The 24,890-nt window shown below is 58.4% G+C and carries 21 protein-coding genes; 10 read left to right on the top strand and 11 right to left on the bottom strand.

What is annotated here, in order from left to right; genetic code table 11:
• Positions 1–527: 527 nt before the first annotated feature.
• From P6U25_RS09100 to P6U25_RS09085, 4 genes are all read left to right on the top strand, one after another.
• On the top strand, positions 528–1,361 hold the full coding sequence (locus tag P6U25_RS09100; RefSeq protein ID WP_280973397.1) for a YopT-type cysteine protease domain-containing protein: 834 nt from the start codon (positions 528–530) through the stop codon (positions 1,359–1,361).
• A gap of 2,169 nt (positions 1,362–3,530) precedes the next feature.
• A complete protein-coding gene (locus P6U25_RS09095) occupies positions 3,531–4,220 on the top strand; it encodes a response regulator transcription factor (protein WP_280973398.1) in 690 nt (229 codons plus the stop codon).
• Between the two features lie 65 nt (positions 4,221–4,285).
• Entirely contained in the window at positions 4,286–5,677 is a 1,392-nt protein-coding gene (locus P6U25_RS09090) for a type II and III secretion system protein family protein (protein ID WP_280978225.1), read from the top strand.
• Between the two features lie 9 nt (positions 5,678–5,686).
• Positions 5,687–6,319, top strand: coding sequence for a CpaD family pilus assembly lipoprotein (locus tag P6U25_RS09085; RefSeq protein WP_280973399.1), 633 nt, complete (start codon positions 5,687–5,689; stop codon positions 6,317–6,319).
• A 159-nt stretch (positions 6,320–6,478) separates the two neighbouring features.
• On the opposite strand, the gene P6U25_RS09080 is transcribed toward P6U25_RS09085, so the two are convergent.
• The 11 genes from P6U25_RS09080 to P6U25_RS09030 all read right to left on the bottom strand — a co-directional run bounded on the left by P6U25_RS09080 (position 6,479) and on the right by P6U25_RS09030 (position 15,404).
• On the bottom strand, positions 6,479–7,516 hold the full coding sequence (locus P6U25_RS09080; protein WP_407151063.1) for an EscU/YscU/HrcU family type III secretion system export apparatus switch protein: 1,038 nt from the start codon (positions 7,514–7,516) through the stop codon (positions 6,479–6,481).
• The gene (sctT, locus tag P6U25_RS09075; RefSeq protein WP_407151062.1) at positions 7,513–8,328 is read right to left on the bottom strand and encodes a type III secretion system export apparatus subunit SctT; all 816 of its coding nucleotides are present in this window, start codon (positions 8,326–8,328) and stop codon (positions 7,513–7,515) included. The genes P6U25_RS09080 and sctT overlap by 4 nt, the downstream gene beginning before the upstream one ends.
• Before the next feature lie 516 nt (positions 8,329–8,844).
• A complete protein-coding gene (locus tag P6U25_RS09070; RefSeq protein ID WP_280973403.1) occupies positions 8,845–9,117 on the bottom strand; it encodes an EscS/YscS/HrcS family type III secretion system export apparatus protein in 273 nt (90 codons plus the stop codon).
• Position 9,118: 1 nt separating this feature from the next.
• On the bottom strand, positions 9,119–9,784 hold the full coding sequence (sctR, locus tag P6U25_RS09065; RefSeq protein ID WP_407151061.1) for a type III secretion system export apparatus subunit SctR: 666 nt from the start codon (positions 9,782–9,784) through the stop codon (positions 9,119–9,121).
• On the bottom strand, positions 9,777–10,850 hold the full coding sequence (sctQ, locus tag P6U25_RS09060) for a type III secretion system cytoplasmic ring protein SctQ (protein WP_280978226.1): 1,074 nt from the start codon (positions 10,848–10,850) through the stop codon (positions 9,777–9,779). The genes sctR and sctQ overlap by 8 nt, the downstream gene beginning before the upstream one ends.
• Before the next feature lie 44 nt (positions 10,851–10,894).
• A complete protein-coding gene (locus P6U25_RS09055; RefSeq protein WP_407151060.1) occupies positions 10,895–11,431 on the bottom strand; it encodes a hypothetical protein in 537 nt (178 codons plus the stop codon).
• On the bottom strand, positions 11,407–12,756 hold the full coding sequence (gene sctN, locus P6U25_RS09050; RefSeq protein ID WP_407152471.1) for a type III secretion system ATPase SctN: 1,350 nt from the start codon (positions 12,754–12,756) through the stop codon (positions 11,407–11,409). Before sctN ends, P6U25_RS09055 begins: the two co-directional genes overlap by 25 nt.
• Positions 12,757–12,758: 2 nt before the next feature.
• Positions 12,759–13,382, bottom strand: a complete 624-nt coding sequence (sctL, locus tag P6U25_RS09045; RefSeq protein ID WP_280973407.1) for a type III secretion system stator protein SctL — start codon at positions 13,380–13,382, stop codon at positions 12,759–12,761.
• Positions 13,379–14,008 carry a nodulation protein NolU gene (locus tag P6U25_RS09040; RefSeq protein WP_280973408.1) on the bottom strand — a complete coding sequence of 210 codons (630 nt, stop codon included), beginning with the start codon at positions 14,006–14,008 and terminating at the stop codon, positions 13,379–13,381. The genes sctL and P6U25_RS09040 overlap by 4 nt, the downstream gene beginning before the upstream one ends.
• Before the next feature lie 10 nt (positions 14,009–14,018).
• Complete coding sequence (gene sctJ, locus P6U25_RS09035; protein WP_407151059.1) at positions 14,019–14,888, bottom strand: type III secretion system inner membrane ring lipoprotein SctJ; 870 nt, start codon at positions 14,886–14,888, stop codon at positions 14,019–14,021.
• 9 nt (positions 14,889–14,897) lie between these two features.
• Entirely contained in the window at positions 14,898–15,404 is a 507-nt protein-coding gene (locus P6U25_RS09030; protein WP_407151058.1) for a nodulation protein NolB, read from the bottom strand.
• Between the two features lie 242 nt (positions 15,405–15,646).
• On the opposite strand from P6U25_RS09030, the gene P6U25_RS09025 reads away from it, so the two are divergent.
• From P6U25_RS09025 to sctV, 6 genes are all read left to right on the top strand, one after another.
• On the top strand, positions 15,647–16,303 hold the full coding sequence (locus tag P6U25_RS09025) for a nodulation protein NolW (protein ID WP_407152470.1): 657 nt from the start codon (positions 15,647–15,649) through the stop codon (positions 16,301–16,303).
• A 1,490-nt stretch (positions 16,304–17,793) separates the two neighbouring features.
• On the top strand, positions 17,794–19,587 hold the full coding sequence (locus tag P6U25_RS09020) for an HrpF/NolX family T3SS translocon protein (RefSeq protein ID WP_407151057.1): 1,794 nt from the start codon (positions 17,794–17,796) through the stop codon (positions 19,585–19,587).
• A gap of 577 nt (positions 19,588–20,164) precedes the next feature.
• The gene (locus tag P6U25_RS09015; RefSeq protein WP_407151056.1) at positions 20,165–20,440 is read left to right on the top strand and encodes a hypothetical protein; all 276 of its coding nucleotides are present in this window, start codon (positions 20,165–20,167) and stop codon (positions 20,438–20,440) included.
• Positions 20,441–20,857: 417 nt separating this feature from the next.
• The gene (locus tag P6U25_RS09010) at positions 20,858–21,751 is read left to right on the top strand and encodes a hypothetical protein (RefSeq protein ID WP_407151055.1); all 894 of its coding nucleotides are present in this window, start codon (positions 20,858–20,860) and stop codon (positions 21,749–21,751) included.
• A 30-nt stretch (positions 21,752–21,781) separates the two neighbouring features.
• Positions 21,782–22,321, top strand: coding sequence for a hypothetical protein (locus tag P6U25_RS09005; protein WP_407151054.1), 540 nt, complete (start codon positions 21,782–21,784; stop codon positions 22,319–22,321).
• A gap of 439 nt (positions 22,322–22,760) precedes the next feature.
• A complete protein-coding gene (sctV, locus tag P6U25_RS09000) occupies positions 22,761–24,878 on the top strand; it encodes a type III secretion system export apparatus subunit SctV (RefSeq protein WP_407151053.1) in 2,118 nt (705 codons plus the stop codon).
• Positions 24,879–24,890: the final 12 nt, after the last annotated feature.

Genomic DNA, 24,890 nt, shown 5'->3' with positions numbered 1-24,890 from the left:
TGCGCATGTCGGGTTATGCCGAGAGCAGTTTATCGCATCTCGGAGAGGGTCGTCAGTTCGCCCATCACATCCGCCAGCCCGCTCCGTTGCATTTTGGACCATCGGCATCTCGGTGATATCGGCTCTTGGGCGAGCAACGGCGGCTGTGCCAGTCTGTCGATCAGGCTGCGTCTGTCCTCCTGGTCCGGCGCCCTACGAAACGCGAAGACCCAGGCGCTTACCGCAGACACTGCTGAACGAGAGCGCCATGGCGATGCACGTCATGATCACGAACGACCGCGGGTCATGTCCGGGCCGTTCGCAGAAAAGTGAGCTAAGCATCGAGACCCCAGCCCACTTTACTCCTCCCGGGACCCGAATTCCGCCGGGCGGCCCCAACCAGACGATTGCTTTCCTCCTCCGCTCCAAGCAGCGCACAGCTGCCCGTCAGTTCGTCGTCAGCTTGCTTGATTATCTAGTTCAGCACAGCTTAAGCAGCCTCGTGCTTACCACGAGGAACCGTACGCTGAAGGGACACGAGAATCGCCATGTATCATCGGATCAGCGACTCATCCACGCGCGCCAATCAAGCGGACCAGTTGAATCAATCGACGGACAGCCGTAACTTTGCGGAAACACTTGCCGATCTCGCGCTGCGAGAGGCCTCCTCACCAGGGGAATTGTCCGACAGAATGGGACTCTGCTGCAGCAGGCCAAACACCTCGGATGCAAACGTTCACAGCCCAAGCTCCTTCGACCTCAGCACATCCTCTCTCTCTTCCAGTTCCAGTCCATCCTCTCCCGCAAGGCCGATCCGCCCTCTGTTCGATTACAGGACCGCCGATTTGCCTGAGGCGAATGTCAACGGCATCTGCGTCGGTTTGGCCGCGGAGTGGCTCCGCAATCGTCACAGCAGTCCGTCATCGCGAATGCGTGCGCTGCGACCGGGTTCGGAAAACCACGCCTCTGCGGCAACGCGGCAGCAGCGCTATGAAGACCTCAAGGCACAATTGCGAAGCGACAGGGCACGAGGTTCGCACAATCTTCAAGCGAAAATCACGACGTTGCGGGAAGCAGGCCTGGAACCATCAGGACAACAGACGAGACATAGATTTAGCGCGTCCTCGCGCAACGCGCAGCTCGTAAACGAAGTCACTGAAAACGGTTCGATCTATTTGCTCAGCCTGCGTTTCGCCGGCGGCGACGCACACACAATCACAACGTCGACCTCGAATGGAATGACCACTCTCTTTGATCCTAACTATGGAGAATTTACCGTCCGATCAGGCCAGATAGGTGACTTGTTCAAAAGTCTCGCTGAACGTTACAGGAACCCCAATGGGCTCGTTATATCGACTGTCGTCACGCAAAAGATAGCCTAAGTAGCGATTCTGGATTGCCCACGGCGTGCGCCTCATGCAAGGCGCGGATACGCATTCGAGCCGGCTCCGGCCTCTTGTCGCATAGCAGGCAGCGCCTGCTATCCAAGCCACGAGACTTCAAATAGGCCCGTCCGAAGAAGGGGGGCCTCCGACTGCAAATGGGCTCGCTTCATCCCGGCGGCCCACTGTGGCCCAGCACGTGTCAGCAGCTCAGCTTGACGCGCTGACGCTGCGATACGCTCAAGGCACGCATCGCGGCGCCGCCAGATGCGCCTGCGCACGTTCCGCTACACGTCGATCACAGGTCCCCGGCCCGCGTAGCGCGACCCGCGGGCTGACACGGCTCACACGCCCTAGTTCAGCCGCGCTTGCCTCGCCAACGCGCACCTCTTCGAGCGAACAGCGGTCCCATGCGATCCTTCGCTACGGACCTTTATTGCCGACATTAGAAGGTTATTTCCCCACGCAGCGCTCGTAATGATCAGGCTCGCAACCTCGTTGAAGGTCAGCTTGTGTCCGGCCTGCCCTGCTGCCTGTCGAGGACGCGCCCGGGAGCTCGGGGGTATCGCCTCATTGTCCATTCGTCACTTGGATGTGTTCCATCGAAACAATCGATTTTTCCAATCTTGCCCGAAGGGCCCATAGTCACGCGTCCATTCGCAGCAGCGTTCAGGAGCGCCGTGTGACAATCGATTCTCCCTTCAGACCAGTTGCCGGCGAATGTGATCTTCGCGAACCCATGCTTGCGTCCGGAACGCGACCTTCCTTTGTTCAGATCGTGACATGCGGTTCAACAGCAACCTGGCTGCTGGCGGCAGCGGCAACGCGGATCGATTCACCGCGTCGCGTCGCCGAACACACTCAAGAAAGATTGCCTTTCATGCGCACCACTTGCTGCGGCCATACGTCGGCCGCGCGACGCCTCGATCGACAAAATGCCTGCCAATTCAAGGCGCGCTCGACTTGCCCACGCGCAGATCGATTGTACGCCTCAGAGTGAGGATCATCGCTGCGTCAGGAGGCCTACAAGTTCGTAGGTATTGACGTAATCACCGCTCGAATGGGCTTGAACCGCACGTAACGTCAGATTGTAAGTTTTCTGACAAGTCGCGACGTTCTGTGTCGCGCCAACATTTCTGGCAGGTAGCAAGAATTGCGAATGTCTCAATGTCTCAAGGTCGCGCCGGCCGGCTCGGCCACGCTTGTCGAGCACTCCTCCCGAAGACGCCCTGTCGGTGTCACCGATGCACAGAGGGCAGGAACTGTCGGTGGGTTCGTTGCAGCCGGAACGCCGCGTACCGATCGAGATCAGGACGCGCAACCCTCTGCTCGCCCTCGCCGCGCGCAACCCCGCCCCAATTTTGAGATGCGATCAATCCGTCGCTGTTCGTGGCGAGAGACGACATCCGGCCGGCGACACCGCCTAACTAGGTGCGTGACGTTGCAGACCTGGGATCGCACTCGTCGCGCAACAACCGTGTTCGACGGGCTGCAGCACCGGCGATGTTGTAGGCGATCGGATGCCTGCACCGCTCGCGTTCGCCAGGCCGGATTGCCGGCTATCGAGAGAACTTGTCTTTAGCTCGAACGCGCATCGGTCGTTTCGTCTAGCGGCTTCCGACACATGGGCCAGCTGCGACACGTCACCTGCCTTCAAATGCGATACTTGCATTTGCCGTGACTTAGAGAGGCCACAAGGTCAACGGCATAGCAAGGCCGACTTCGGACTAAGGCAACTTGGGAGCTCCAAATGCCAACTTCTTGTCTCTGTTCAACTTCAACCCCGAACATTCTCTTTACATTGGTTTCGACCGCGCGCATTTGCGCCAAGGACACTTCTCCCAACAGATCGATGACCGGAAGCACTGCTGCCACTGGCGCGCAGAAGCGCGAGCGGTTCATCAAGGCGCATGATGCAGTGAATAATTTCGTCAGGCTTGCAGGCAATAGATGCACTTTGAGCATCGCCGACGACGCGTGCGGTCACGGGCACGCGGTCAGTTATCGGCCGGTAATGGATCGGGTGAGATTGATCTCGGCTCACTATGCCAGTCCTCGTGGTCGCCACTCGTCAACGCTCGTGCCGAAGCAGCCGTTGTTCAGATTCGCCCGAGATCGTGGTCAATCGTGACGCGCTCAGCTTGGAGGTGATGGACGAAAGGCAATCAAATGCGAATTCTCCTGGTCGACGACCATACGGATTTTGCGCGCGGAGTGAAGGAAGCGCTATTGAACCACGGTTTTGCGGTCGATCTGACGCGCACCCTGGACGAGGCGGCAGCCGCGCTCGATTGCGCTAGCTACGACGTTCTCCTGCTGGAGTTGGTTCTTCCAGACGGAGACGGCTTGAGCTGGCTGAAACATTTGCGGCGCGAGGGATGTTCGACGCCGGCCATGATGATGAGCAGCCTGAATGAGCTCGGCAGGCGGATTGCCGTTTTCAACGCTGGCGCTGACGATTTCCTGCCAAAGCCCGTGTCGACCGACGAACTCATCGCTCGCATGCGCGCTCTTTTGCGACGGGCAACCCAAATGACAGCCCCGCTCGTTACGTTCGGCAATCTCAATTTCGATCCAGTCGCCAGACAAGTCTCGGTTGGAGACCGCATCTTGAGAATTGCGCGCCGAGAAGTGTGTATACTTGAGCATTTGCTCAGTCGCGCTGGCCGTACCGTACCGCGATCCTCACTGGAAGACAGCCTATATGCCTTCGACGACCATGTCTCGACCAACGCGCTTGAGGTCGGAATCTACCGCTTGCGCTGCATTTTGAGCGAATCAGGTGCGACGCTAACCATCAAGACCGCGCGCGGCGTCGGTTACTCCCTTGCGCTGAGTAATGCCGCGTCAGCGGCGTAGCTCGCTCGAACATGAAAGCAAAGACAGCCTTGAAGGCCTTCTCTCGTCGTGACGCTGGACGCCGGATGATCGCCGTGCCGTACATCTCGTGCGCGGCTGCGCTACTGTTTCCATTGTGCGCTGCAGCTCAGACACAACGCGATGGCGTTCAGAGGGCGGCGCGCGCCACTGCTGATAGCCTCAACGGAACCCTCGATCTTGCCTCCTCTCAAGGTAAGACTATCCATCTTCCTGCGCCGGCGGCGAGCATCTTTGTTGCCGACCCGGCGATTGCCGACTATCAGGCGCCGTCGAACACGACCATCTTCGTGTTCGGAAAAAAGTCGGGGCGAACCAGCTTGTTTGCTTTGAACGACAATGGAGAAGCTTTAGCCGAGCTTCGTGTTGTTGTCAGGCAACCCGTCGAGGATCTCCGTGCCGCGCTCAAGGCCGAACTCGGGGACTATCCAATCCAAGTCAGCTATACCCCACGCGGCGCGATTCTGAGTGGGACGGCACCAAACGCCGATGTTGTTGATGCCGCCAAGAAGGTGACGGAGCAATTTCTCGGTGCGGGCGCACTGGTCGTGAATAAGGTTCAGGTTGCCGGCTCATTACAGGTCAATTTGAGCGTGCGCATCGCCGAAGTCTCGCGCAGCGCCATGAAGGAGCTCGGCGTTAACCTCTCCGTCTCAGGTCAAAACGGCACGTTCGTTTTTGGCTTTAGCCGCGGTGGACCTAGCAGTACCGCCGCGGCACGCGGCGGCGGCACGGCAAATATCGGATTCGGCGTCGGCGGCGCGAATATCAGCGCTGTTCTTGACGCGCTCGCCAGCGAACACCTCGCTTCGGTACTTGCCGAACCTAATCTTACCGCCATGTCCGGAGAGTCAGCAAGTTTCCTGGCAGGTGGCGAATTTCCCATTCCGGTCATGCAGGACAATCGGCAGGTCTCAGTCCAATTCCGTCAATTTGGCATCAGCCTGGAGTTCGTTCCGACCGTTCTCAGCAACAATCAGATCAATATCCACGTGAAGCCTGAAGTGAGCGAATTGTCGAAAGAAGGTGAGGTCAGCGTCAACGGAATCTCTGTGCCTGGTCTCTCCACGCGGCGTGCCAGTACCGTCGTCGAGCTTGCCAGTGGTCAAAGCTTTGCAATTGGAGGGCTCATCAGGCGCAATTTCAACACCGACATTGGTGCTTTTCCTTGGTTAGGCGATGTACCGATCTTAGGCGCGCTGTTTCGCTCATCGTCATTTCAGAAGCAGGAGACGGAGCTGGTCATAGTTGTCACGCCCTATATCGTGCGGCCAGCTTCGAATCCGGGCAAGATAAGCGCTCCCACCGGCCGTATCGGACCGCCCTCGGACGCCGGCCGCACTTTAACAAACACATTGGCAAGTTCGCCGCGAGGCCGCACCCCTCCCCCCATGGCAGCACCGGGCACGGCCGGCGGTGCGGGCTTCATCATCGAATGAGGACCGACAATGATCTTACGTCAGCTGTGCTGTTTGTTGGCTATTGGCGTAGCGGTAGGCGGATGCACAAATAGTGGTCCGAGCTCTTTCGGGCCACCCGAACAAGCGATCGAAGTGGAGCAGAAGACCAGCGTCTTGTCCCTAGGCAGCCTGCGTCGTGCCGAGAGGTATCGCCTGCGGGATTTCATTGCGAAGGCAAGTCGCGGTCGGCGGGATGCCCTCCATCTCGACGTCACTGGCTCACCCCGGCTCATTGCTCAAGTGGCGCATGAGGCCCGCGCAATGGGCGTTGCCCCTTATAATATTCGCTTGGCTGCCTCACCCGTCGATTTACCCGCCCATTTCGGTGTACGGATCGAGGCAATTATCTACGAAGCACGGCCTCCCGTTTGCCGGCCGATTTCGATCGTCGGCCCCTCAACTGACGATAATTCCTTTGACCCGACGCTGGGCTGCTCGGTCCGGAATAATCTCGGAGTCATGATCAACGATCCTGGCGACTTGCTGGGGAATAGTGCCGTCATGCCAACGCGTGGTGATCGTGCGGTGCGCCCCCTTACCGCTCGTGAGATCTCCACACCGGACAGCGGCAGCAGATCGGAAGGTGGAACTCATGACAGGGCTTCACCGGAATCCCCATGAGCGGATCACGAGCCCATACTCGTAGCATGACATGCAGTGTCGGCTCATGTTCTGGTCGCTAGGTTCGCGATAGGGACCAGCCACTTCTGTGATTACTACGCCGCTTTTCGATCAAATTGTGTATTTGACCAGGATACAGCGCATCAACCTTACGCGAAGTTACACCAGGCCGGCAGCAAAGACTGCCTTTGCGACCCGCTCAAAACACGCAATCGGAACGGCCCTCCCCATCGTCGCCTTTTGGATCAACTCACGCGCTAAAACATGGTCCTGGACAACAGTCAGATGCAGGGCCCGCGCCTCTTCAAGCAGCCGCGAAGCAAGTTCGCCCTCAGCGCGGCACACCAGCACTGGCACTCCGGTCTCGCCGCGAACGTAGCGCAGCCCGATCACCGTCGCGGGTCCCGTCAGTATCAATGTGGCTCGACGAATGCCGATCGGGGATTCGTTTGCCGCCTCGCGACGGATCCGGCGGTGTTCGCCCTTGATCTGCGGATTGCCCTGCTGTTCCTTGGATTCGCGCTTCGCTTCGCTCTCCGTCATGCGCATGTCGCGCAAAAATAGCCAGCGCTGAATGAGCAGATCAGCCAAGCCGCCGATCAGAAAGGCCCCGGCCGCAATCTCGATCAGGACTTTGAGCTCTTGGAAGACGAAGCCGAAACATCCCATTCCGCAGACAGGCAAGTATACCAACGCCTTCCAGCTTGCGATCACAGTAAGAAGAAGGATTGCGCCCAGGCTGAGCACCTTGATCAGCGACTTACCAAGCTCTACAAGCGATCGCTGAGAGAAAAGCCGCTTCAACCCTTTGATGGGATCCAATTTCTCAAGGCTTGGTTTGAGCGGCTCGACAGAAAATGTCGGTCCACCAGTGGCCAGGACACTGGCCAGAACGGCTGCGGCCGCGGCCGCCCCAATAATTGGGGCGACGGCTGCCATACAGAGTTCGATCAATCCGATCAGCGCCTGCGCGACCGCGTCGTTGAAGGGCTGCGCCTGTACCTTGTCGACGAGCCGCACCGCTTCATGCCATCCATCTTTGATCGAGCCCGCTCTGAGGCATAGACAGCCGAAACCGGCGCAAATGCTGAGCGCGGTCACGAAGTCGCCGCTGCGCGCGAGCTGGCCTTTCTTACGGGCGTCACGTAGCTTCTTGGCAGTTGGTGGAAGCTTCTTCTCCTCGCTCGAATCGTTCATTTCAAGAACTTCTCGAGCCACTCCAGCACACCGTTGAACTGGGTGATCTCCGCTCCCATGTATTCGATGAGGTAGACGGTGTAGCTGACCATGATGACGCCAAACGCGGCGTTCTTGATGGTCGGGGAAAGGTCGTTCAGCTTGATTTGCGGGGCAAAGCGCCCGAGCAACATGAGCGATGCCTCAATCAGGAGCAGCAGAGCCAGCACAGGCCCCGAGACCAGCAGGGTCGTACGCATGATATGATCGAGAAGCGCTACGAATTCCATTGCCCCTTGCTGGGTGAGGGGTGGTAGTAGCCGATCCACGGGCCAGATCAGATAGCTGCCGTAGAGGCACCTGACCATCGTCTGCAGACCTCCAGATAGAACGAAAATCGTAACTGCAGCAGTCCCGAGAAAAAGACCTGTCGCCGAGGCTTGGCTGTGTGTCGCAGGATCGTCCACCTGGCTCGAAATACCGCGCTGGGTGTCGATGATGTCACCAACTGCCTGAATGCTCCATAGTGGTATACTGAGCAGGATGCCGAACAGCAGGCCGATGAATATCTCCTTGAGACCGAGCAGCGCGACTGCGACCATACGAGTGCCCGGATCTAGCATCTGCAGGCTGTCCCTGATATGAGCCAAGCATGGCAGCCCAAGCGCGATCGTCAAGCTTCCGCGGATCATCCCGCTAATGTGCGGCCGCGTGAACACGGGATGCACCAACATAATGCCGAGGGCCCGGGCTGCACCAAGACCTGCTGCAATAATGAACTCGGTACCAGTCTGGATCAGAATCTGCGTCTCGGTGAAGGACACATTATGCATTTGAAGTCTGTTGATCGTTCGCCTCGGCCAATCGAACCAGCCACGCTCGCCGCGCCATGATGTTAGAATTCAAGAAGGTCGCAGATAATCCGTCCGTTTCGCTCCAGACCCTGCAAGATGACGCGCCCATGATGTGAAAGGCAGATCACTTCGGCCCCAACTGCCTCCCATGGCTTCCCCCGCGACGAGACATGGCCAGTTTCAAGGATAGCACCAGCCGCCCTCAGGCCCTGCAGGGCCGACAAACCAGGCTCTATTGACCTCTCACGCCGAACGCATCGTTCGAGCGTCTGCCAACCGTCGTAGCCTTCATCGATCTTGACGCCTCGCTTTCCGGTCTCGAGCAGCACTCTTTCGAAGGCGACATCGTTAAGGCCGCTTGCGATCGAAGTAGCGGTCTTCTGCTCATGCTACTGAGGCTCGCTTTCGATAAGCTGACGGACAATCTCCTCGTGATTCACACGAGCGATGGCGATGGCGGCCCTGTGCCGGACACTCACTCTTTCGTTCCACTTTTTAATACCTCGTGAGAGTTGGGAACTCCGCGAAGATCTGCTGGGCTTGTTCGATAAGTGGCGCGCTCAGCACCGGAGAAAACAAAACAAGCACGGCAACAACAACAAGGAGTTTGACGGTAAGCGGCAAGGTTTGATCCTGCAGCTGCGTTGCCGCCTGGATGATGCCGATGCCCAATCCGACGACGAGAGCCGCAATGAGCGGCGGTAGAACCCAAATCATGAAGAGGACGAGCGATCGGCTCAGGTGAGTGAGAATACTGGCCTCATCCATCTTAACCTCCCCGCGTTGCGTAACTTAAGACTAATCCGTGCATGAGCCGCGACCAGCCGTCGATCGTAACGAACAGAAAGAGCTTGAAAGGGACGGAAATCAGCGTTGGTGAAACCATCGACATTCCCATTGCCATCAAGATCGTCGTTACGATCAGGTCGATCGTGATGAATGGAAGATAGAGAAGGAAGCCGATTTCAAAGGCGCGCTTGAGTTCCGATATCAGAAAGGACGGTATCAGAATCACAAAATCATCGGCCGTTGTGTTGCTGCGCATTTCCTCCGACCAGACATGTTCTGTCGACGAGAGGAAGAACGAACGCTGCTCCTCATTGGTGGACTTCTTGAGATGGGCGCGCAGCGGCTCGCTCCCTTCCTTGGCAGCGGTCACCCAATCATCGAACGTTTGATATCGAAGTTGCGGTTCGGTCAGACGATTGTAGGTCTGCTCAAATACTGGAGCGCCAATGAAGACGGTAAGGATCAATGCAGCGCCATACAGAACGATGTTCGGGGGTATCGACTGTGTCCCGAGCGCGTTACGGACCAGGAAGAGAACAACGGAAACCTTGATGAAGGCGGTCGTTGTGACCACCGCGAACGCAAGCAGGCCAAGGCCGACCGTCACCGCGAGAAGCGCAACGATGCTTGGTTGAATGTCACTCATTGACCGCCAACCTGTCGCGTAACCTGACGGCCAGCTCCTCACCGACACGCACGATGTCGCCGCGGCCGATCAATCGACCGTTCGCAAGAATGTCGACCGGACCATCAAGCGGTCGCCCGAGGTCGAACACATACCCTTCGTTGACGTTTCGCAACGTACCTAACGGTATAGGCCAGCGACCGCATTCGAACACAAGCGTGATCTCAATATTGTCGATGTCGGCTTCCGATGGCGGAACCAGCTGCTGCGCTTGAGGTCGTGGCGTCATATGGGCACACTCTAGAGGATGGGGTGGCAGGCGGAACGGCCCCTGTAGGACCAGTCTGGCACCGGCCACCTGAGCCGGAGCCCATAGCTTGTCCGCATTGAGGATGACTATGTGCTGAGCGAAGGGAATGATGTCCGGCAGTAGCGCGTCGCCACCCTGTGCTTGACGAAGGAGTGCGATGCTCACACGAAGCGAGCCGATTTCTATCGCGACCGTGACAGGAAACTCCGGAGAAAGCTTAGGCATTTCCAGCGGCAGTTGGCCAAGCAGCTGGGCTAAGATCCCGAATGCAGGGGGAACCCGACGATCGAGAGGCGAGAACAGGAATAGGCGCGCCTTGTCAGTGAGCGGTCCGTAGGCAGTGTCGAATTCTAGATAAGGCCCTTCTGTCCGTGCTTCGTCGATGCGGACAAGTTGTAAATCTCGCGCGAACAAGGCCTCTAGTCGCGTGAGCCACGATTCAAGCGCAAGCTCGAGAAGGAGCGAACGGGTTGGGTCGGAAGGTAGAGTAAGGCCTTGCTGCACCGTCGAAATCAGTGCCTCGGCAAGCCGACACGGCAAAGACAAGATCGCCATGTCGTCCCCGACGCGAACTACGCAGTCAAGCATCGAGACGGCCGATGGCTCTGCATGCCAGACAAGCCGGCTCATGCGCACGAACAGGGGATTGTCGCCAAGGCGGCTCTGAAGAACCACGCGCGGCGCGGCGACCTCATTGACCCACGAGACGACCTCGTGGGTCAGCGTTAGCGGTGGTTCGAATGGTAACGGTTCGCCCCGAGTATTTGCCGACCCCATTTGTATAGAACCGCGAGCTCGCGCCGAGATCAGTGAATCAGCCATTAGATCGAATCGCCGACCGCCCGCCCAGACGAGCCGCACTGATAGCGAAGCAAAACCTCGTCGTCGGCCTCGATTTCGGCGGCGGACTCCAAACGAGCATTGGTTGTACTGTGAACATCAGATTCAATCTGTTCCCATTTACGGCGCGCTGCCAAACGCCTGGTCCACAGAGCCCGCGCGTCCGCCACTTCCGTCTCGGCCTGCTCTCGAGCGACGCAGGCCTCCTCAAGCGCCTGACGTGCCGATGCGATGCCGGCTGCGAGCCGTTCAATGACGAGATGGCGGCGACGATCGAGTTCTGTGACGGACATCGCTTCGATGGATGACAGCTGCAGATAAAGTTCGGCTTCGACGCTTGCGCGATGTTTCTCGGCGCTTGCAAGCGTCTCGGAAGCTCGCTTCACCCTTTCATCGGCGATGCGGCGCTTGCCCTCCATGTTGGACAATTCCCGAAGCGCACTTCGCTCCCTCATGTCCTTCACGAGCCGCGATTTTGCGGCTTCGACGAGATTCAGGCGGTCAGACGCGACATCCACGTGACGGCCTCCTCAAAACTGGACGGTTCATGTTGGCCCTGGCGCAGGAATGCCCGCAGCTCCTCGATTGAGCCGATTGCCCGGTCCGTTAGCGGATCGCTACCCGGCTTGTACTCACCTACCTTGATCAGGAACTCCGCCTCATTGTAGCGCGAGAGCAGATCGCGGAAGAGGGATGCCGCCCTGCGATGTGGCGCCGAGACGACCGCATCCATGACGCGACTTCGGCTCGACAACACGTCAATGGCGGGAAAATGCTCTCGCGCCGCAAGCGCGCGCGACAGAATGATATGACCATCGAGAATACCGCGCGTCTCTTCGGCGATTGGATCGCCTGTACCGTCACCTTCGACAAGCACGGTATAGAAAGCCGTGATCGAGCCGCGCTCGCCCATACCGGCGCGCTCCAACAGACCGGGCAGTAGCGCAAATACCGAGGGAGGAAAGCCGCGTCTCGTGGGAGGTTCGCCCGCGGCAAGCCCGATTTCGCGCATCGCGCGGCTAAAGCGCGTCAATGAATCCATCATCAAAACGACGCGCAGTCCTTGATCACGAAAATACTCGGCGAGTGCCGTCGCCGTATGGGCGCATTGCGCGCGCTCCATCGGCGAACGGTCGGACGTCTCAACGACAACGATCGTGCGACCGAGCGCCTCTCCAATGTGACGCTCGATGAATTCACGTACCTCACGTCCACGCTCGCCTATTAGCGCGACCACCGTGACGTCGGCGGCAGCTCCCTTTACAATTTGCGACATCAGCGTCGACTTGCCGCAACCGGCGTCTCCATAGATTCCGATTCGCTGGCCTTCCCCACACGTCAGAAGTCCATCCAGCACGCGGATGCCGAGCGGAAACGGCTGCTCGATACCGCGCCGCGTCATTGGATTGGGCGCCGCGCCGCGCAGCGGGCGAGTGTGCGCTGCCTTTACCGTGCCCTTGCCGTCGAGTGGCCGGCCAAAGCTATCGATCACGCGGCCGAGCAAATCGGGACCGACCGATACTTCCTGCATTCGCCCGGTCGGAACCACCTCCGCACGGCTAGATAAACCCACCATGTCGCCGATTGGCGTGAGTAACACGCCGTCCGGAAGCAGCCCGATCACCTCGGCCTCAAGCGACCATCCCGTACCATGATCCTGCAACACGCAAATCTCTCCAACGCGAGCCCCTGGTAGCACGGCGTGAAGCAACGTGCCGATTGCCCGTTTGACTCGTCCGCGCACAGCACGCGTATCGATCTGCATTGCCGCAGATCGCAAAGACGATAACGCAGCGTGGACGGATTTTTCTCCAGCTGCACCGTGGTCGCTTGATCGCGGCACGGTCACGGTTCGCCCATCCAAGAAGACGAGCCAAGTTCGAGACGCAAAGTACGCAGCTGCGCGGCAAGCCCCACATCGACATTGCCAAACTCGGTCCACAAAACGCACTGGTCCGGCGTCAGCGCCGGATCCGGATCAATTCTGATTTTGGGCCGTCCATCCGTTCCATCAAACGCTGCGAACTCACGGGTCAGTGCATCGGCATTCAATGGAGACACGTGAAGACATACTTCGGCACCGCCACAGCTTCGTTCGATGGCATGACGAACGGTCCTGATCAGCATCTCCCCCGGATCGAAGGAGCCTAGCAAATCGCTCAAGATCTCAATGACGAGCTGTGGCAACTCCCGTTCCAGAACCGCCTTTCGCCGCGCCAACTCAGAAGCTGCGCGGGCGACGATCCGCGCCATTTCGTCCGAGCCTGCCTTCATGCCCTCGGCGTGGCCACGCATACGCTCGCGCTGATAGACTTTGCTCGCCCAGCTGCGAACCTGCTGTAGATACCGCTCCGCCAGTGCGCGCGTCCGTATTGCATCATACCATATTCCGAGTTCAGCGGCCGGTATGAGTGGACCAAGCGGACGTATCTGGGGCGCTTCTGGCAACGCTGGGTCAGTGACAATCATGCCGCTGGTGTCTCCGTCGCCAGGTGCTGCATCACCAAAGACAGCAATTGGCTTGCGGCGATGTGGTGTTCGCTGGCAGGGGTCTCCGCGGAGGACCCTACAGGTAGGCGGAGAAGCACGCGGGCGCGGTCGAGCTCTGACGCATCTTCGAGCCAAGCGCCAAGACAGGCATATCCATCATGTTCAATCTGCCGCGAAAGTTGCTCAGGATCGACTATCGGTGTGGTCGCGACGGCGCTGGATAAGTGTCGGATGCCGAAGGCATGTGCTTCAGCTCCGATGTGTCCGACCAGAATCGTGAGATCGCGCTTTGATACCAGCTTCAGGACTGAACGTGCATGCCAGATGCTGCCAGTGAGCAAGGCCACCCGACGCGGATCGTGCCCGACTAGAATGTCCCTCCCCCAGCTACCTCCTTTCGCGGAAAGTTCGCTGCCTAGCAGCAATTCGGCCAATCTTTTCTGCAGCCTGTAAGAATTCTGCAACTTCAGCACTGTTGGAGCCGACAGCAGCGCATCAAGATGTGCGGCAAAACGGCTCGGATGGATCAAGACAGCAAGCTCGCGCAGGCGATCGGAATGCGGGTCGAGTGAATGATTTGGTTCGGCGGACGTCGATACCGACACTGCATTTTACCTATCTCACGTCGGAGGTTAGCTTTTTGCCGACGGCTTGGACCACCGGTATACTCGAAGCTCCACCGAGATTTGTCAGTTTGCGCAATGATTGACCGAGCTGGCGCGCACGTGTGCTCAGCAGCACGTAAGCCACAATGCCGAACCCTGCGCCCACGCCTCCGACACCGATGGCAAGCATGGAGGGCGCTGACAAGAACTTGGCCGGCTGGGCCGAAGTCGCGGCAGGCGCAGGCGACAGCTCATGCTGAGCCCGCTCGACTGGCACGAACACAACTGCGACCTTGTCGTAGGAGAGCCCTTCGATGCTGTTGGCCACGAGCATCTTGATTTGCGGCAGCAAAGCCGAGAGCTTCGCATCGGAGCTGTGACGAATGAAGACTGACGCCGAGGATGGTGTCGAATCCTGTCGCAGAAGATCATTCTTCGGCAGAACAACATGGACACGGGCGGAGAGCACCCCATCGATATCGTTGATCGTGCGCGACAATTCTTCGCTTAAGGCGTAGACGTAACGGGCACGTTCCTCAACCGGAGAGGCGACCAAGCCCGATCCCTTGAACACTTCACCGAGATTCTTGTAAGGCTGCCTCGGCAACCCCTGCTCGTTCAGCATCTCGATCGAAAAGGCGAGCTGCTTTTCTTCGACTTGAATCGTGCTCGTCCCATCCTTAGCGACAACACGGACAGCGTCGACGCCTTTGCTAAGGAGAAGCGCCAGCATCTCGTTGGCTTCGCGCTCCTGGACTTTAGTGTAGAGATCGGCCTTGCAGCCGGCCAGCAAAAGCACAAGCGGCAGCGCGAGGAAAACATGAAACCAGCTTCCCGCCGGCACGTTGCGACCAACCTCTCTTTGCATCGAAACAGCCATCGAGGTCGCTCAGCCCGACGATAGCAGCTTGTTCAAGGATGAACTCACTGTGCCGGCACTCTTGGAGATAAGCGAAACCTGAATGACGCTGTTGTAAACATCCCGCAAATTCGACAGCATCACTTCGAAATTATCCACGCCTTCCGGCTTTCCGATGGAATGAACCTGCATTTCGTGCGACCGCATGACGGGCTGCGCGGCCGGCCCAAGCTGGAGACTTTTCGCAGGAATAGGCTCGCCGCCGATCACCGAAGGGATTGCACCCGAGGGAAATGGTTTGCCCTGGTGCAAGACAGATAGATTCTGAAGAATACGATCGCCGACTGGATTTGCCGGCGCGACGGCACGCTGAAGTTCCACGGCTTGTGGAGCCAAGGCGCCATCGGTCACGGAAGAGGCGATATCTTGATGCAAGGCGACGTGTGCAAGTTTCTGCTGGAACTCGGCCTGCGTCGATGAACAGCCCCTGGAGAGGCATTCGACAAGGCCGGCGGAGATCGGAGTGACGCCAAACATGAAATCATAGCTCTCACGTGATGCGATTAGCCGCTTGTTATCTGGATCGGCACAGCACCCTAGACAAGAGAGCTGACGAAAAGCTGACGAGCATCGCCAAGATCGTCATCTAAAGATCACGCTTGGTCTCCAGTTTGGACGAAATTTTCGATTTCCAATTTTGGGCGAGTTTCGATGGCTGTTCTCAAGCGCAAATTCCAAGCACACCCACCCGAGCCACGAGGCTAAACATCTTGAAGACCATGCTATACGTTTGGGTTTTTGTTTCGCTGGGTATCGTTAGGGCGCTCGGCGCTGACCTACCGCTGCCATCGACACCTTATAGCTATACAGTCCTGGATCAGGACCTCGCTGCCGCGCTCCAGGAATTCGGCAACAACTTGAATATTCGGGTCAACGTGAGCGCCGAGGTGAAGGGGAGAATTCGGGGGCGGATGCCGGATCTCACTCCGAGAGCGTTTCTCGACCATTTGACCAATCTCTACAATCTTCAGTGGTACTATGATGGATTGGTGCTGTACGTATCTGACGCGCGCGAGGTGCAAAGCCGCCTGCTCGCCTTGAATCCGATCACTTTCGATGCATTCAGGGCGGCGCTCGATGCACTTAAGATCTCTGACGAGCGCTATATCCTGAAAGCTGCACCGGGAGATGGCCTCGTCCTCGCGTCCGGTCCACCTCGCTTTGTCGCGCTCGTGGACCAGACGCTCAAAGCCCTGGTGGCGGAGGCAGAGGCGCGGCGGAGCCCGATCGTCGAAAAGCCTTCGCACGAGACGGTTCTAATGCTGTTTCGCGGATCCTCAAGCGTGGTGGTTCGTGATGGACGACCAGAGGCCCCTATGTCACCCACCGGGCCGCATCAAGGTGGCGTCGTCCACGCACCGGGCCCAGATCACTGATGACAAGAGGTGGCCTAGGAGAAAATTCAATGCCGCTCTGCATGCTTTGTCAGCTTTTCGAAAGCTGATCCTGCCAGCATGAGAGCCTGCACGAGCGCCACGATAGACGTCGAGATGGCAGACGATCGAACCGGAAAGGCTGGGAGCATCATTCTTGACGGCAAGTTGAGTTTAGCTCCCCGCGCGCTCCGCCGAACAACTCTCCCAACCTCGAGCCGGTCTGTGATCTGAAAGGTGGAACAGGATGGACTTTACCTCAATAAGCCGAACAGACGCGAGCCCGGGGCCAAATTCCTCATCGTGCCAATATCCGAGCGACTTTGAACACGAACTGTTAGCGCTGCATGAAGCCGCCGATGTCAGCCAGGACCTGATTTGGCGGGAGCTCGAGGCCGGATCTTGGCACGCCGAACCATCATCAGGCGCCGGCATCCGCTCGAACTCCCAACAGCCGATTGCGCACTCCCTCGCGAGCGGCTGCGATCGCGGCAAGGATCGAGTTTGGCAGGAGCTTGAACCCGGGCCAATGCGGCGCCGGCCGCCTCAAGCCGGACCATCGCAAGCCGAGCCGTCGCCGCGCGCCGGTGATGCGCCGCCAGAACTTGGAGATTTTGTCCTGAGGGACGGACGTCGCGCCGAGGACTACTGGGTCTTCACTGGCCAAACCGCCACGCGATCCCAGATCGACATGCTAGGAAGCGGCCTTGTCATGCCGAGCAAGGCCTTGCCGGTGACGACTTTCACTGTCCTGGGTGTACCTCACACAGCTGAATGGCGAGAAGATGGGGTGATTCGTCTTACACCATCACTGGACCCTGGCTTTTGGCCTCGAGAGTCGAGCGAAGGTCCGCCGGGCGGCCAAACGTAGATGATAAGGAATAAACGCTGAAGCATTTCAGCTTGGTCGCGCTCGAGGCCACCGTCGACCTCCACTCAACATGCTCGACGATGGCAATAATATCGTGGGATTGCACCGGCAAACAGTATCTGGTCGCATGACTTCGCCGCGGCAATGGAGCAGATGCAGATAGCCTTGTGGCGGAGACGCAGGCGTCGCAACGCGATTAAGTCCGGCATGGGATGTCGGCGGTCCGAGCTTGTCGCGCAAATCGCCGAACGCGACCAATACAGGATAGCACCCGCGAGTTCTTGATTCCGCCAATGTGCCGCGTCAGGACACGATCAAGCATGACGAGACTAAGGTACGTATTGTGCGCCATAGCCGTCGGCTACTTCTCTTTCATTGGCTCGTTGCGAATTCTTCTGAGAGCCGTCAGGTTCTCGAAAGCTAATCCCTCCTATCATAACAGCGTGAATAGCTAGACGGCGATGTGCCGATAGATTGTAGCGGAACCAAGCGCCCGGGACCCGCTGAGCAACCGCAAGGACTCTTGGACTCCGCCTATCGATCTTCTTGTTCGTTGTCCGGCGCGATTTCCCGCTGCGCCATCGACCGGCTTGTGGTGCAATCTCACATCAGAGGAAGTATAATGTCAGTCAACAACCTACCGCTAACCGCTTGCTCAACGGGGACTTTGTCCGGGCTTGCTCCGGGCCTCCCGTCAGCCGGGGAGCTTTCAAGCTTCGAGGCGATTCTGGCCGGTTGCTCCTTGAAAGATAAGACGGGCGATCACTCCGTACCGCAGGATACGGAGGCGGCAGACTCAGCCAAGCAACTGGCGGAGGAGCTCACGCAGGAAACGCGAAATATCTTGCCGCCAGACCTCAAGGCGGCATTGGATGCACTTGGGCAAGCTCCAGAGCCCACCCCTGCTGCTGCGGGCAGCGTTGGAATTGCGGCGGCGCCAGTACCCAGCTCAAGGATTACATGGAACAGCGGCACCCTGACCGATACCGAGTTGCAGATTGTGTCGGTGCTGAACCGTCACAAAGACAAGTGCCCGCTCGATTGGAAATCCCTTGGAGACCTGGCCAATGATCCCTCCACACCGCCGGATCTCAAGGCGGCGATCGAAGCACTGCAGCAGGACCCGGAACTCTTTTATGCGATAGGATCGCAAGGCGACGGCCGCTGCGGTGGCAAGATCAAGGCAGATGACCTCTCCAGCTTCTCCGATCATCACGCACAGGTTGCCACATTCCAGGACCAGCAGGCGCGACGCTACGAGCACAACTACATTCCATCCGACGGCACCGGAAGCGGTCAGCCATCGGTTATGAGCGAAAACGATGCGTTGCGCGAACTCTATCGGTATTCGGATAACCTGCCCAAGAACCTGAGCCTTGCGGATTTCAAGCAGATCGTCGACGGCGAGGCCAAAACCGGCAAATGTCCGCCGCAGGTTGTCGCAGCCGCGCAATACTTCCTCGATCATCCCAACGAATGGAAACAGTTGTATGGTGGCTCGATAGATAAAGTCCACAAGGAGGACTTCCTGCAGGTTGCTTCATCGTCGATGAACCTCTCGCAGACCGAGCTGGATACGCTGAACACGATCAGCAAGAATCAAGCAGCTTTCTTCGGAAAGGGCGACCTGACGCGGGACAAGCTCGCCAGCATGGTCGATGACAAGAGCCTGGCTCCCGAGGTACGACAGGCGGCCTCACAGCTGCTGTCGGATCCTCTGTTGTTCGGGCTCCTGAACAATTCGATCACAGGCTACAAGACCCACCATAAGGTCTTTGACTTCGGCGGCGGTCATACGGTCGATTCCGGCAACATCAGCAATAACGACTTCACCCACTTCTTCAGCAACATGTCGGCTGCCAACCGCACGCCCCATCACTTGAAGACGCATGTCGCCAAAACGGCTGCCGATCAGTCCGCTGTCGCAGACATGATGATTGGCGTGGAGGATCAGCCCGATATCAAGTCTCCCAAGAAGAACGGGGGCGCCTTCATGCACGTGCTTGACGATGTGCTCAAGGTGGGCTCGAAGGTGATCGACTGGGCCGCAACGGCGGTTGGTGTACTTGGCGTCATTCCAGGCTTGGGTGAATTGGCCGATCTGGCGTCAATGGTGCTCGAGAGCGAGGCGCAAGCAGCCAATCTTCTGCACACAGCCATCACGGGCGGCAACTTGAAACAAGCGCTGGAAGAAGCCGGCCTCAGTCTTGCGGCTCAGGCGGTGGGCTGTATAGCCGGCCCTGAGGTCAAACTGGCCATGCGCGAAGGCTTGGTGAAACAGGCCATTCAAGAAGCGGCGACAGCCGGCATCAACCTGCCGGTTTCGATGGCGCAGTCCTACGCGGAAAATTATTTGAACGACCTGAAGGCTCGCATCGAGTCCGAGCGGACGCAAGCCGGCAGTGTTTACAGCTAGTCGGAGCGGCACACCGTCGTCTCGAATGATGGCAAGATCATAATCTAGGCGAGCTTGCGTGGTCTTCGCGCAGTCGGGTCCCCTGCCGATCAGCAGGCCCTGCAAGCTTGCCGGCGAATTCGCGACCGCGAGGTCCAGCACTCGTTTCATCGGTTCCCGCCTCGCAATCTGTCTTTCGGCGCACCGACACACGACCAACGTCAAGTCGGCCCGTCGTTGCCGAACCTTAATCGCGCGCCATCCGGCTCTCGTCAGCAACTCTGAAGTTGTCGAGACCGCAATCACCGGCGGAAGACGCGGATGGAGATCGAATGCCACGGTTACAATGTGAGATGGAGAGCCCGTTCTGCAGTTCGTGCAGACCGGGAACAGGCCGGAGACTGCCTCACGAGAGTCGGCGCCGGCTCGACACCACGCGAAATCGGACTGATCGCGATCGTCGTGAAGAGCGACGATTTGTCATTGGCTCGCTCCATTTTTTTGATTCGTCAGCTTGTCGAAAGCTAATGCTTCCACAATGAGGTCAGCAGAGAGAGTTGCCTCCACTGGCTTAACTGGAACGAGATAGGAGAACCCGATGCGGATTACGAACGCACGCGGCGGTGGGCACGTTGATACCGACGTGCATGCGAATCGTGGCGGCAAAGACCGTGCACGGGCGGATGGCAATCATCGCCAATCGCCGGGTGCAGGTAGCCCGGTCGATAGCGTGGCCAATCCAGCCGATAACTCGCAGGATGCGGCAATGCGTCAAGCGTTTAACGTCGCCCTCGGCTCCATCGCCACCCAAATGTTAGGTAGTCAGATGAGCCGTTTTGACGATGTAATGGCTGAGACTGCCGAGGATTCCTGACGTCGAGCGTTGCGGCGTCAGCGAAGAGGAGCCGCAAATGGCGGTAACACCCTACAAATAGGAGAAACAATATGCCTAACGTTGGTGCGTCTCATACCTCGACTGCAGGTGGGGCAGCTGGCACTATCACTTCTGCGGCTGGTTCCGCGGCTGCTGAAGCCGCAGGAGAAGCGGCCTTCAATCGGCAACTCGCGGCCCTGACCGCCACCAGCACGAAGGCTGCGGAGAGGGACGTGGAAGTGCGCGTCGTTTCAACTGAGCTTTCAACCGTCAAGAAGGTCGCCGACGAGCGGGTTCAGTAATAGTTGAAGTGGGACGACGCCGTCGTCCCACTTTTCCCAGGTGCGCAATCTGCGAACTCGGGTTGAGTCGTACGGCGTTGCCGTGCGGCTCTGTTCGCTGTTCAGGAGGCCGGCCGTGAATGAACAGAATCGCCCCCGTTTCGAAGTGCTGTCGGGACCGTATTGCGGACTTACGGGCACAGCAGAGGCCGGACCAACCCTGATTGGCAGCGGCCTCGATGCGGATTTTGTATTTGTCGAGCAAGGTCTCGAACGGCATCACCTGCGCGTCACTCCACATTGCAATGCCATCGAGATCGAGGCTCTTGCCAACGAAATCCGGGTTGATGGAGGTGAGAACATTGCACCGAACGAGCGCGTTGTTGTCCCTCTTCCCGCCGTCATTCACGCCGGCGCGATGTCCATTCGTTGGTTGATAGAAGACTCTCAACCGGTCCGCCGTACCGACCGCTGGCGTGTGTCGATCGTCGCGCTCGCCTTGGTCCTGCTCAGCTCCATTACGGCCGGCACAATCTCAAGACTTTTCGTTCGTACCGACAGCGCTGCGTCACCCAGCTCCGCCTCCTCCCCTGCCGCGGCAGTTGCGGCACGATCGGCGCTTAACGCAGCTGATGCTCCGACCACGGTTGCAGCGGCCGAACGGCTGCAAGAGGAAGTTGATAGAGCGGGCCTTCTCAACATCAAAGTGGGTTCTGGGACGGGCGTTGTCACCGCCAATGGCACCCTTGCGCCCGCCTCTCTTGCGAAATGGGAGGAAGTCCAGAAATGGTTCGATCGCCAGAGCAATGGCGCTTATACGCTTGTCAATGCAGTAGCCGTCAGGGAGGAAAAGACGCCGTCGTCCATTGCTGTCCAAGCTGTTTGGCGCGGAAGCGACCCTTATCTCGTCATTTCTGGTCAAAAGTATTTCGTCGGCGCGCTGTTGAATAATGGATGGACAGTCAATGGGATCGAAGAAGGGCGTGTGCTGCTGAGCCGGAATGGCCAAGTTGCTATTCTGCCTTATTAACGTTGCAGCCCCATAGATAAGGAAACTGTCATGACGAGGCTGCCCAACCATTCTATCGAGCCTGGCGCCTCCTTTCGCCCGCCCAATGTCGACGATCATGGACCTTCCATTACCCCGCTCATTCCTCGAGCAAAGAGCCTCGAGATCGCAAACACGGATGGGAATGGAGGCACGAGCCGCTCGTCGGCTTTTGGGGATTCCTACACACGAGAGCTCCCTGCTGAAGCTACGATCGAGAGCGAACTAGCGCTCGACCCGATCGATCCAGTTTCGCGCATCAATCCTAGCGGTACCCCCGCTCAGCTCGGTGAGGTCGCGCGTAGCGCGGAACTGACTTGCCTCAATGGCCCCACTCTCGCTGGCAACCTGCTCGCCTTCGTCACGCCCCGCCTACGTCATTGCGATGTTTTGCGCCCAGAGAAACACGGCCCTCTTCTCGAACGTTTGGCCGATGCGCTATCGAACGCGCCAGAGGATGCGGCCTCACGCGAGGGGATAGCCGTTCTGCAGCTGGAGCTGCGAAGGTTGATCCTGCTCCGCCAGAATAACAACGGCTTGATCAAAGGTTAGCAATGTCCAATTCGGATGGACTGCAACAGCTTCCACCTGGTCGACCGCCAAACGTTCCAAAACCCGGTGAGGCCGTGCTGATCTCCGGGCCGGAGCGTGATTTACTCTGCGCACTTGCCTATGTCCATCTTGCGTGTGGGCAGAGTGCACAGAGCTTAGCCTTGTTGCGCATCGTCGCTCACGAACATTCTCGGGATATCGACCTGCTACGCATGCTGGCCTACGCTCTCATCTCGGAGCGACGGGGTCACGAGGCACTGGCCGTTTTGGACAGGCTTGACACACTTGACGACCAGCCGTCTTCGCGACTGCCTTTGATGCTATTGCGCAGTCACGCCCTGCGTCAGGCTGGCCGCATGGCTGAGGCGCAATCCACCTTCAAACGCTATGTCTCGTTGCGGGCCAGCAGAGCTCCAATCAAACAACAATAAGGCTCATCATGGCCAACGTCTTACGCAGTCTCATCATGCGCGCGCCGGCACACCCGGATTTGATGGTCGCGTTGATGCTTCTTCTGGCGATCGGAATGATGATCATGCCGATCCCCATCGTCGTGATCGACATGTTGATCGGCTTCAACCTGGGCTTTGCCATACTGCTGCTCATGGTCGCGCTGTATCTCAACACCCCACTTGACTTCTCGTCCCTGCCGGGCGTCATCCTGATCTCAACCGTCTTTCGCTTGGCTCTCACCGTCGCAACGACGCGGCTGATTCTCGCTGAGGGCGACGCCGGCAGCATCATCCAGACGTTCGGCGATTTCGTCATATCAGGCAACATCGCGGTCGGAATCGTCATATTCCTAATCGTGACCATGGTGCAGTTCATGGTTCTTGCCAAAGGTGCCGAACGGGTCGCAGAGGTGTCGGCACGTTTCACGTTGGACGCGCTGCCCGGCAAGCAGATGGCGATAGACGCGGAGCTGCGCAACGGTCATATCGATCAACACGAAGCTCGCAGCCGGCGCGCCGTACTCGAGCGAGAAAGCCAACTTCACGGCGCTATGGACGGCGCCATGAAATTCGTGAAAGGCGACGCCATCGCCGGGCTCATAGTCATCTGCATCAATATGCTCGGAGGCATCTCGATCGCTATACTCTCCAAGGGCATGTCCCTTGAAGAGGCGCTGCATCAATATACGATCTTGACAATAGGTGATGCGCTCATCTCGCAGATTCCCGCTCTTCTGTTGTCAATTACGGCCGCAACTATCGTCACCCGTGTCAACGGTCCTTCCAAACTCAATCTTGGCGCCGACATCGTCAACCAGCTGACGGCCAGCACACAAGCGCTTCGATTGGCTGCCTGCGTCCTGGTTGTGATGGGGCTCGTCCCTGGTTTCCCTTTGCCTCCGTTCGTCATGCTGGCCACGCTCTTTGCTGCGGCAAGCTTCGTCAAGGTCGGCATACCCGGCAGCAAGACCGCCGCCAAGCCGGGCACCGGCACCAGCGGTTCGGCTCCGGCTCAGGCCCAAGCTCAGAAGCAGACCGTGCCTGCAGAGGCGCTTCCAATCACGCTGGTCCTCGCCCCGAATCTGATCCATGCAATCGACAAACACGAGCTTGAGCAAAGCATCGGGCAGATCTCGGCAACGGTCTCCTCAGATCTTGGCATCACGGTTCCACGCATCCCCACCCAAGTCGACCAACACTTAAATGAATCGCAATTCCGGGTCGACGTCGAGGGAGTGCCGGTTGAAGGTGATTTCGTTGACCCGACGCAACTCGTGCTTAACGATGACGCGGCGAACATCGAGTTGAGCGGCATCCCCTTTCGGCAAGATCCCGAGACGAATCGAATCTGGATCGAACAAGGTCATGCGACGGCTCTCAAAGCCGCCGGAATCGGACATCACCGCCCGAGCGACGTCATCGCCTTGCGCGTCCACGCGACATTGACACGCTACGCACAGCGTTTGGTGGGCATTCAGGAGACGCGTCAACTGCTGGGCCGGATGGAGCAGGAGTATGCCGATCTGGTAAAGGAAGTGCTGCGCACAACACCGGTACCCCGGATCGCTGATGTCCTACGCCGCCTATTGGACGAGGGGATTCCCATTCGCAATACCCGCCTGGTCCTGGAGGCGTTGGCAGAATGGAGTGAACGGGAGCAGAACGCCGTGCTGCTCGCCGAATATGTTCGCTCCGGTCTGAAACGACAAATCTGTCATCGCTATGCAAACGCCCACCGCGTGGTGGCCGCCTTCATCATCGAACGTGAGACCGAGGAGATCGTGCGTGGCGCGGTGCGCGATACTGCAGTCGGTCCCTACCTGGTGTTAGAGGATTGGCAGAGCGAGAAGCTGCTTTCACAATTTCGCCAGATCCATTCCAGCATCGCACGGAGCAAGAGCCGGCCGGTAGTTCTTGGTTCAATGGATATCCGGCGCTTCGTGCGCGGCTTTCTTACCCGCAACGCGATCGATCTGCCTGTTCTGTCCTACCAGGATCTCGCCTCGGATTTCACCGTCCAGCCAATTGGATCGGTCAAGCTCACGGCTGCCAAGGATAGCGCTTCATCAGGAGCGATTCGTGACCCGATCCCCGCCGCCAGTTAACAGTACACAGTA

Source organism: Bradyrhizobium sp. ORS 86 (genome assembly GCF_045571475.1).
Classification (GTDB): Bacteria; Pseudomonadota; Alphaproteobacteria; order Rhizobiales; family Xanthobacteraceae; genus Bradyrhizobium.
This window is presented reverse-complemented; position numbering and strand designations above follow the sequence as displayed.

Excerpts from the sequence above, each read along its gene's own strand:
- P6U25_RS09080 (WP_407151063.1), bottom strand. The coding sequence starts at position 7,516 with ATGAACGATTCGAGCGAGGAGAAGAAGCTTCCACCAACTGCCAAGAAG.
- P6U25_RS09030 (WP_407151058.1), bottom strand. The coding sequence starts at position 15,404 with ATGTTTGGCGTCACTCCGATCTCCGCCGGCCTTGTCGAATGCCTCTCC.
- P6U25_RS09100 (WP_280973397.1), top strand. The coding sequence starts at position 528 with ATGTATCATCGGATCAGCGACTCATCCACGCGCGCCAATCAAGCGGAC.
- P6U25_RS09090 (WP_280978225.1), top strand. The coding sequence starts at position 4,286 with ATGATCGCCGTGCCGTACATCTCGTGCGCGGCTGCGCTACTGTTTCCA.
- P6U25_RS09005 (WP_407151054.1), top strand. The coding sequence starts at position 21,782 with ATGACGAGGCTGCCCAACCATTCTATCGAGCCTGGCGCCTCCTTTCGC.
- P6U25_RS09070 (WP_280973403.1), bottom strand. The coding sequence starts at position 9,117 with ATGGATGAGGCCAGTATTCTCACTCACCTGAGCCGATCGCTCGTCCTC.
- sctV (WP_407151053.1), top strand. The coding sequence starts at position 22,761 with ATGGCCAACGTCTTACGCAGTCTCATCATGCGCGCGCCGGCACACCCG.
- sctR (WP_407151061.1), bottom strand. The coding sequence starts at position 9,784 with ATGAGTGACATTCAACCAAGCATCGTTGCGCTTCTCGCGGTGACGGTC.
- sctJ (WP_407151059.1), bottom strand. The coding sequence starts at position 14,888 with ATGGCTGTTTCGATGCAAAGAGAGGTTGGTCGCAACGTGCCGGCGGGA.
- P6U25_RS09020 (WP_407151057.1), top strand. The coding sequence starts at position 17,794 with ATGTCAGTCAACAACCTACCGCTAACCGCTTGCTCAACGGGGACTTTG.
- P6U25_RS09015 (WP_407151056.1), top strand. The coding sequence starts at position 20,165 with ATGCGGATTACGAACGCACGCGGCGGTGGGCACGTTGATACCGACGTG.
- sctL (WP_280973407.1), bottom strand. The coding sequence starts at position 13,382 with ATGATTGTCACTGACCCAGCGTTGCCAGAAGCGCCCCAGATACGTCCG.
- P6U25_RS09025 (WP_407152470.1), top strand. The coding sequence starts at position 15,647 with ATGCTATACGTTTGGGTTTTTGTTTCGCTGGGTATCGTTAGGGCGCTC.
- P6U25_RS09095 (WP_280973398.1), top strand. The coding sequence starts at position 3,531 with ATGCGAATTCTCCTGGTCGACGACCATACGGATTTTGCGCGCGGAGTG.
- sctT (WP_407151062.1), bottom strand. The coding sequence starts at position 8,328 with ATGCATAATGTGTCCTTCACCGAGACGCAGATTCTGATCCAGACTGGT.
- sctQ (WP_280978226.1), bottom strand. The coding sequence starts at position 10,850 with ATGGGGTCGGCAAATACTCGGGGCGAACCGTTACCATTCGAACCACCG.
- P6U25_RS09085 (WP_280973399.1), top strand. The coding sequence starts at position 5,687 with ATGATCTTACGTCAGCTGTGCTGTTTGTTGGCTATTGGCGTAGCGGTA.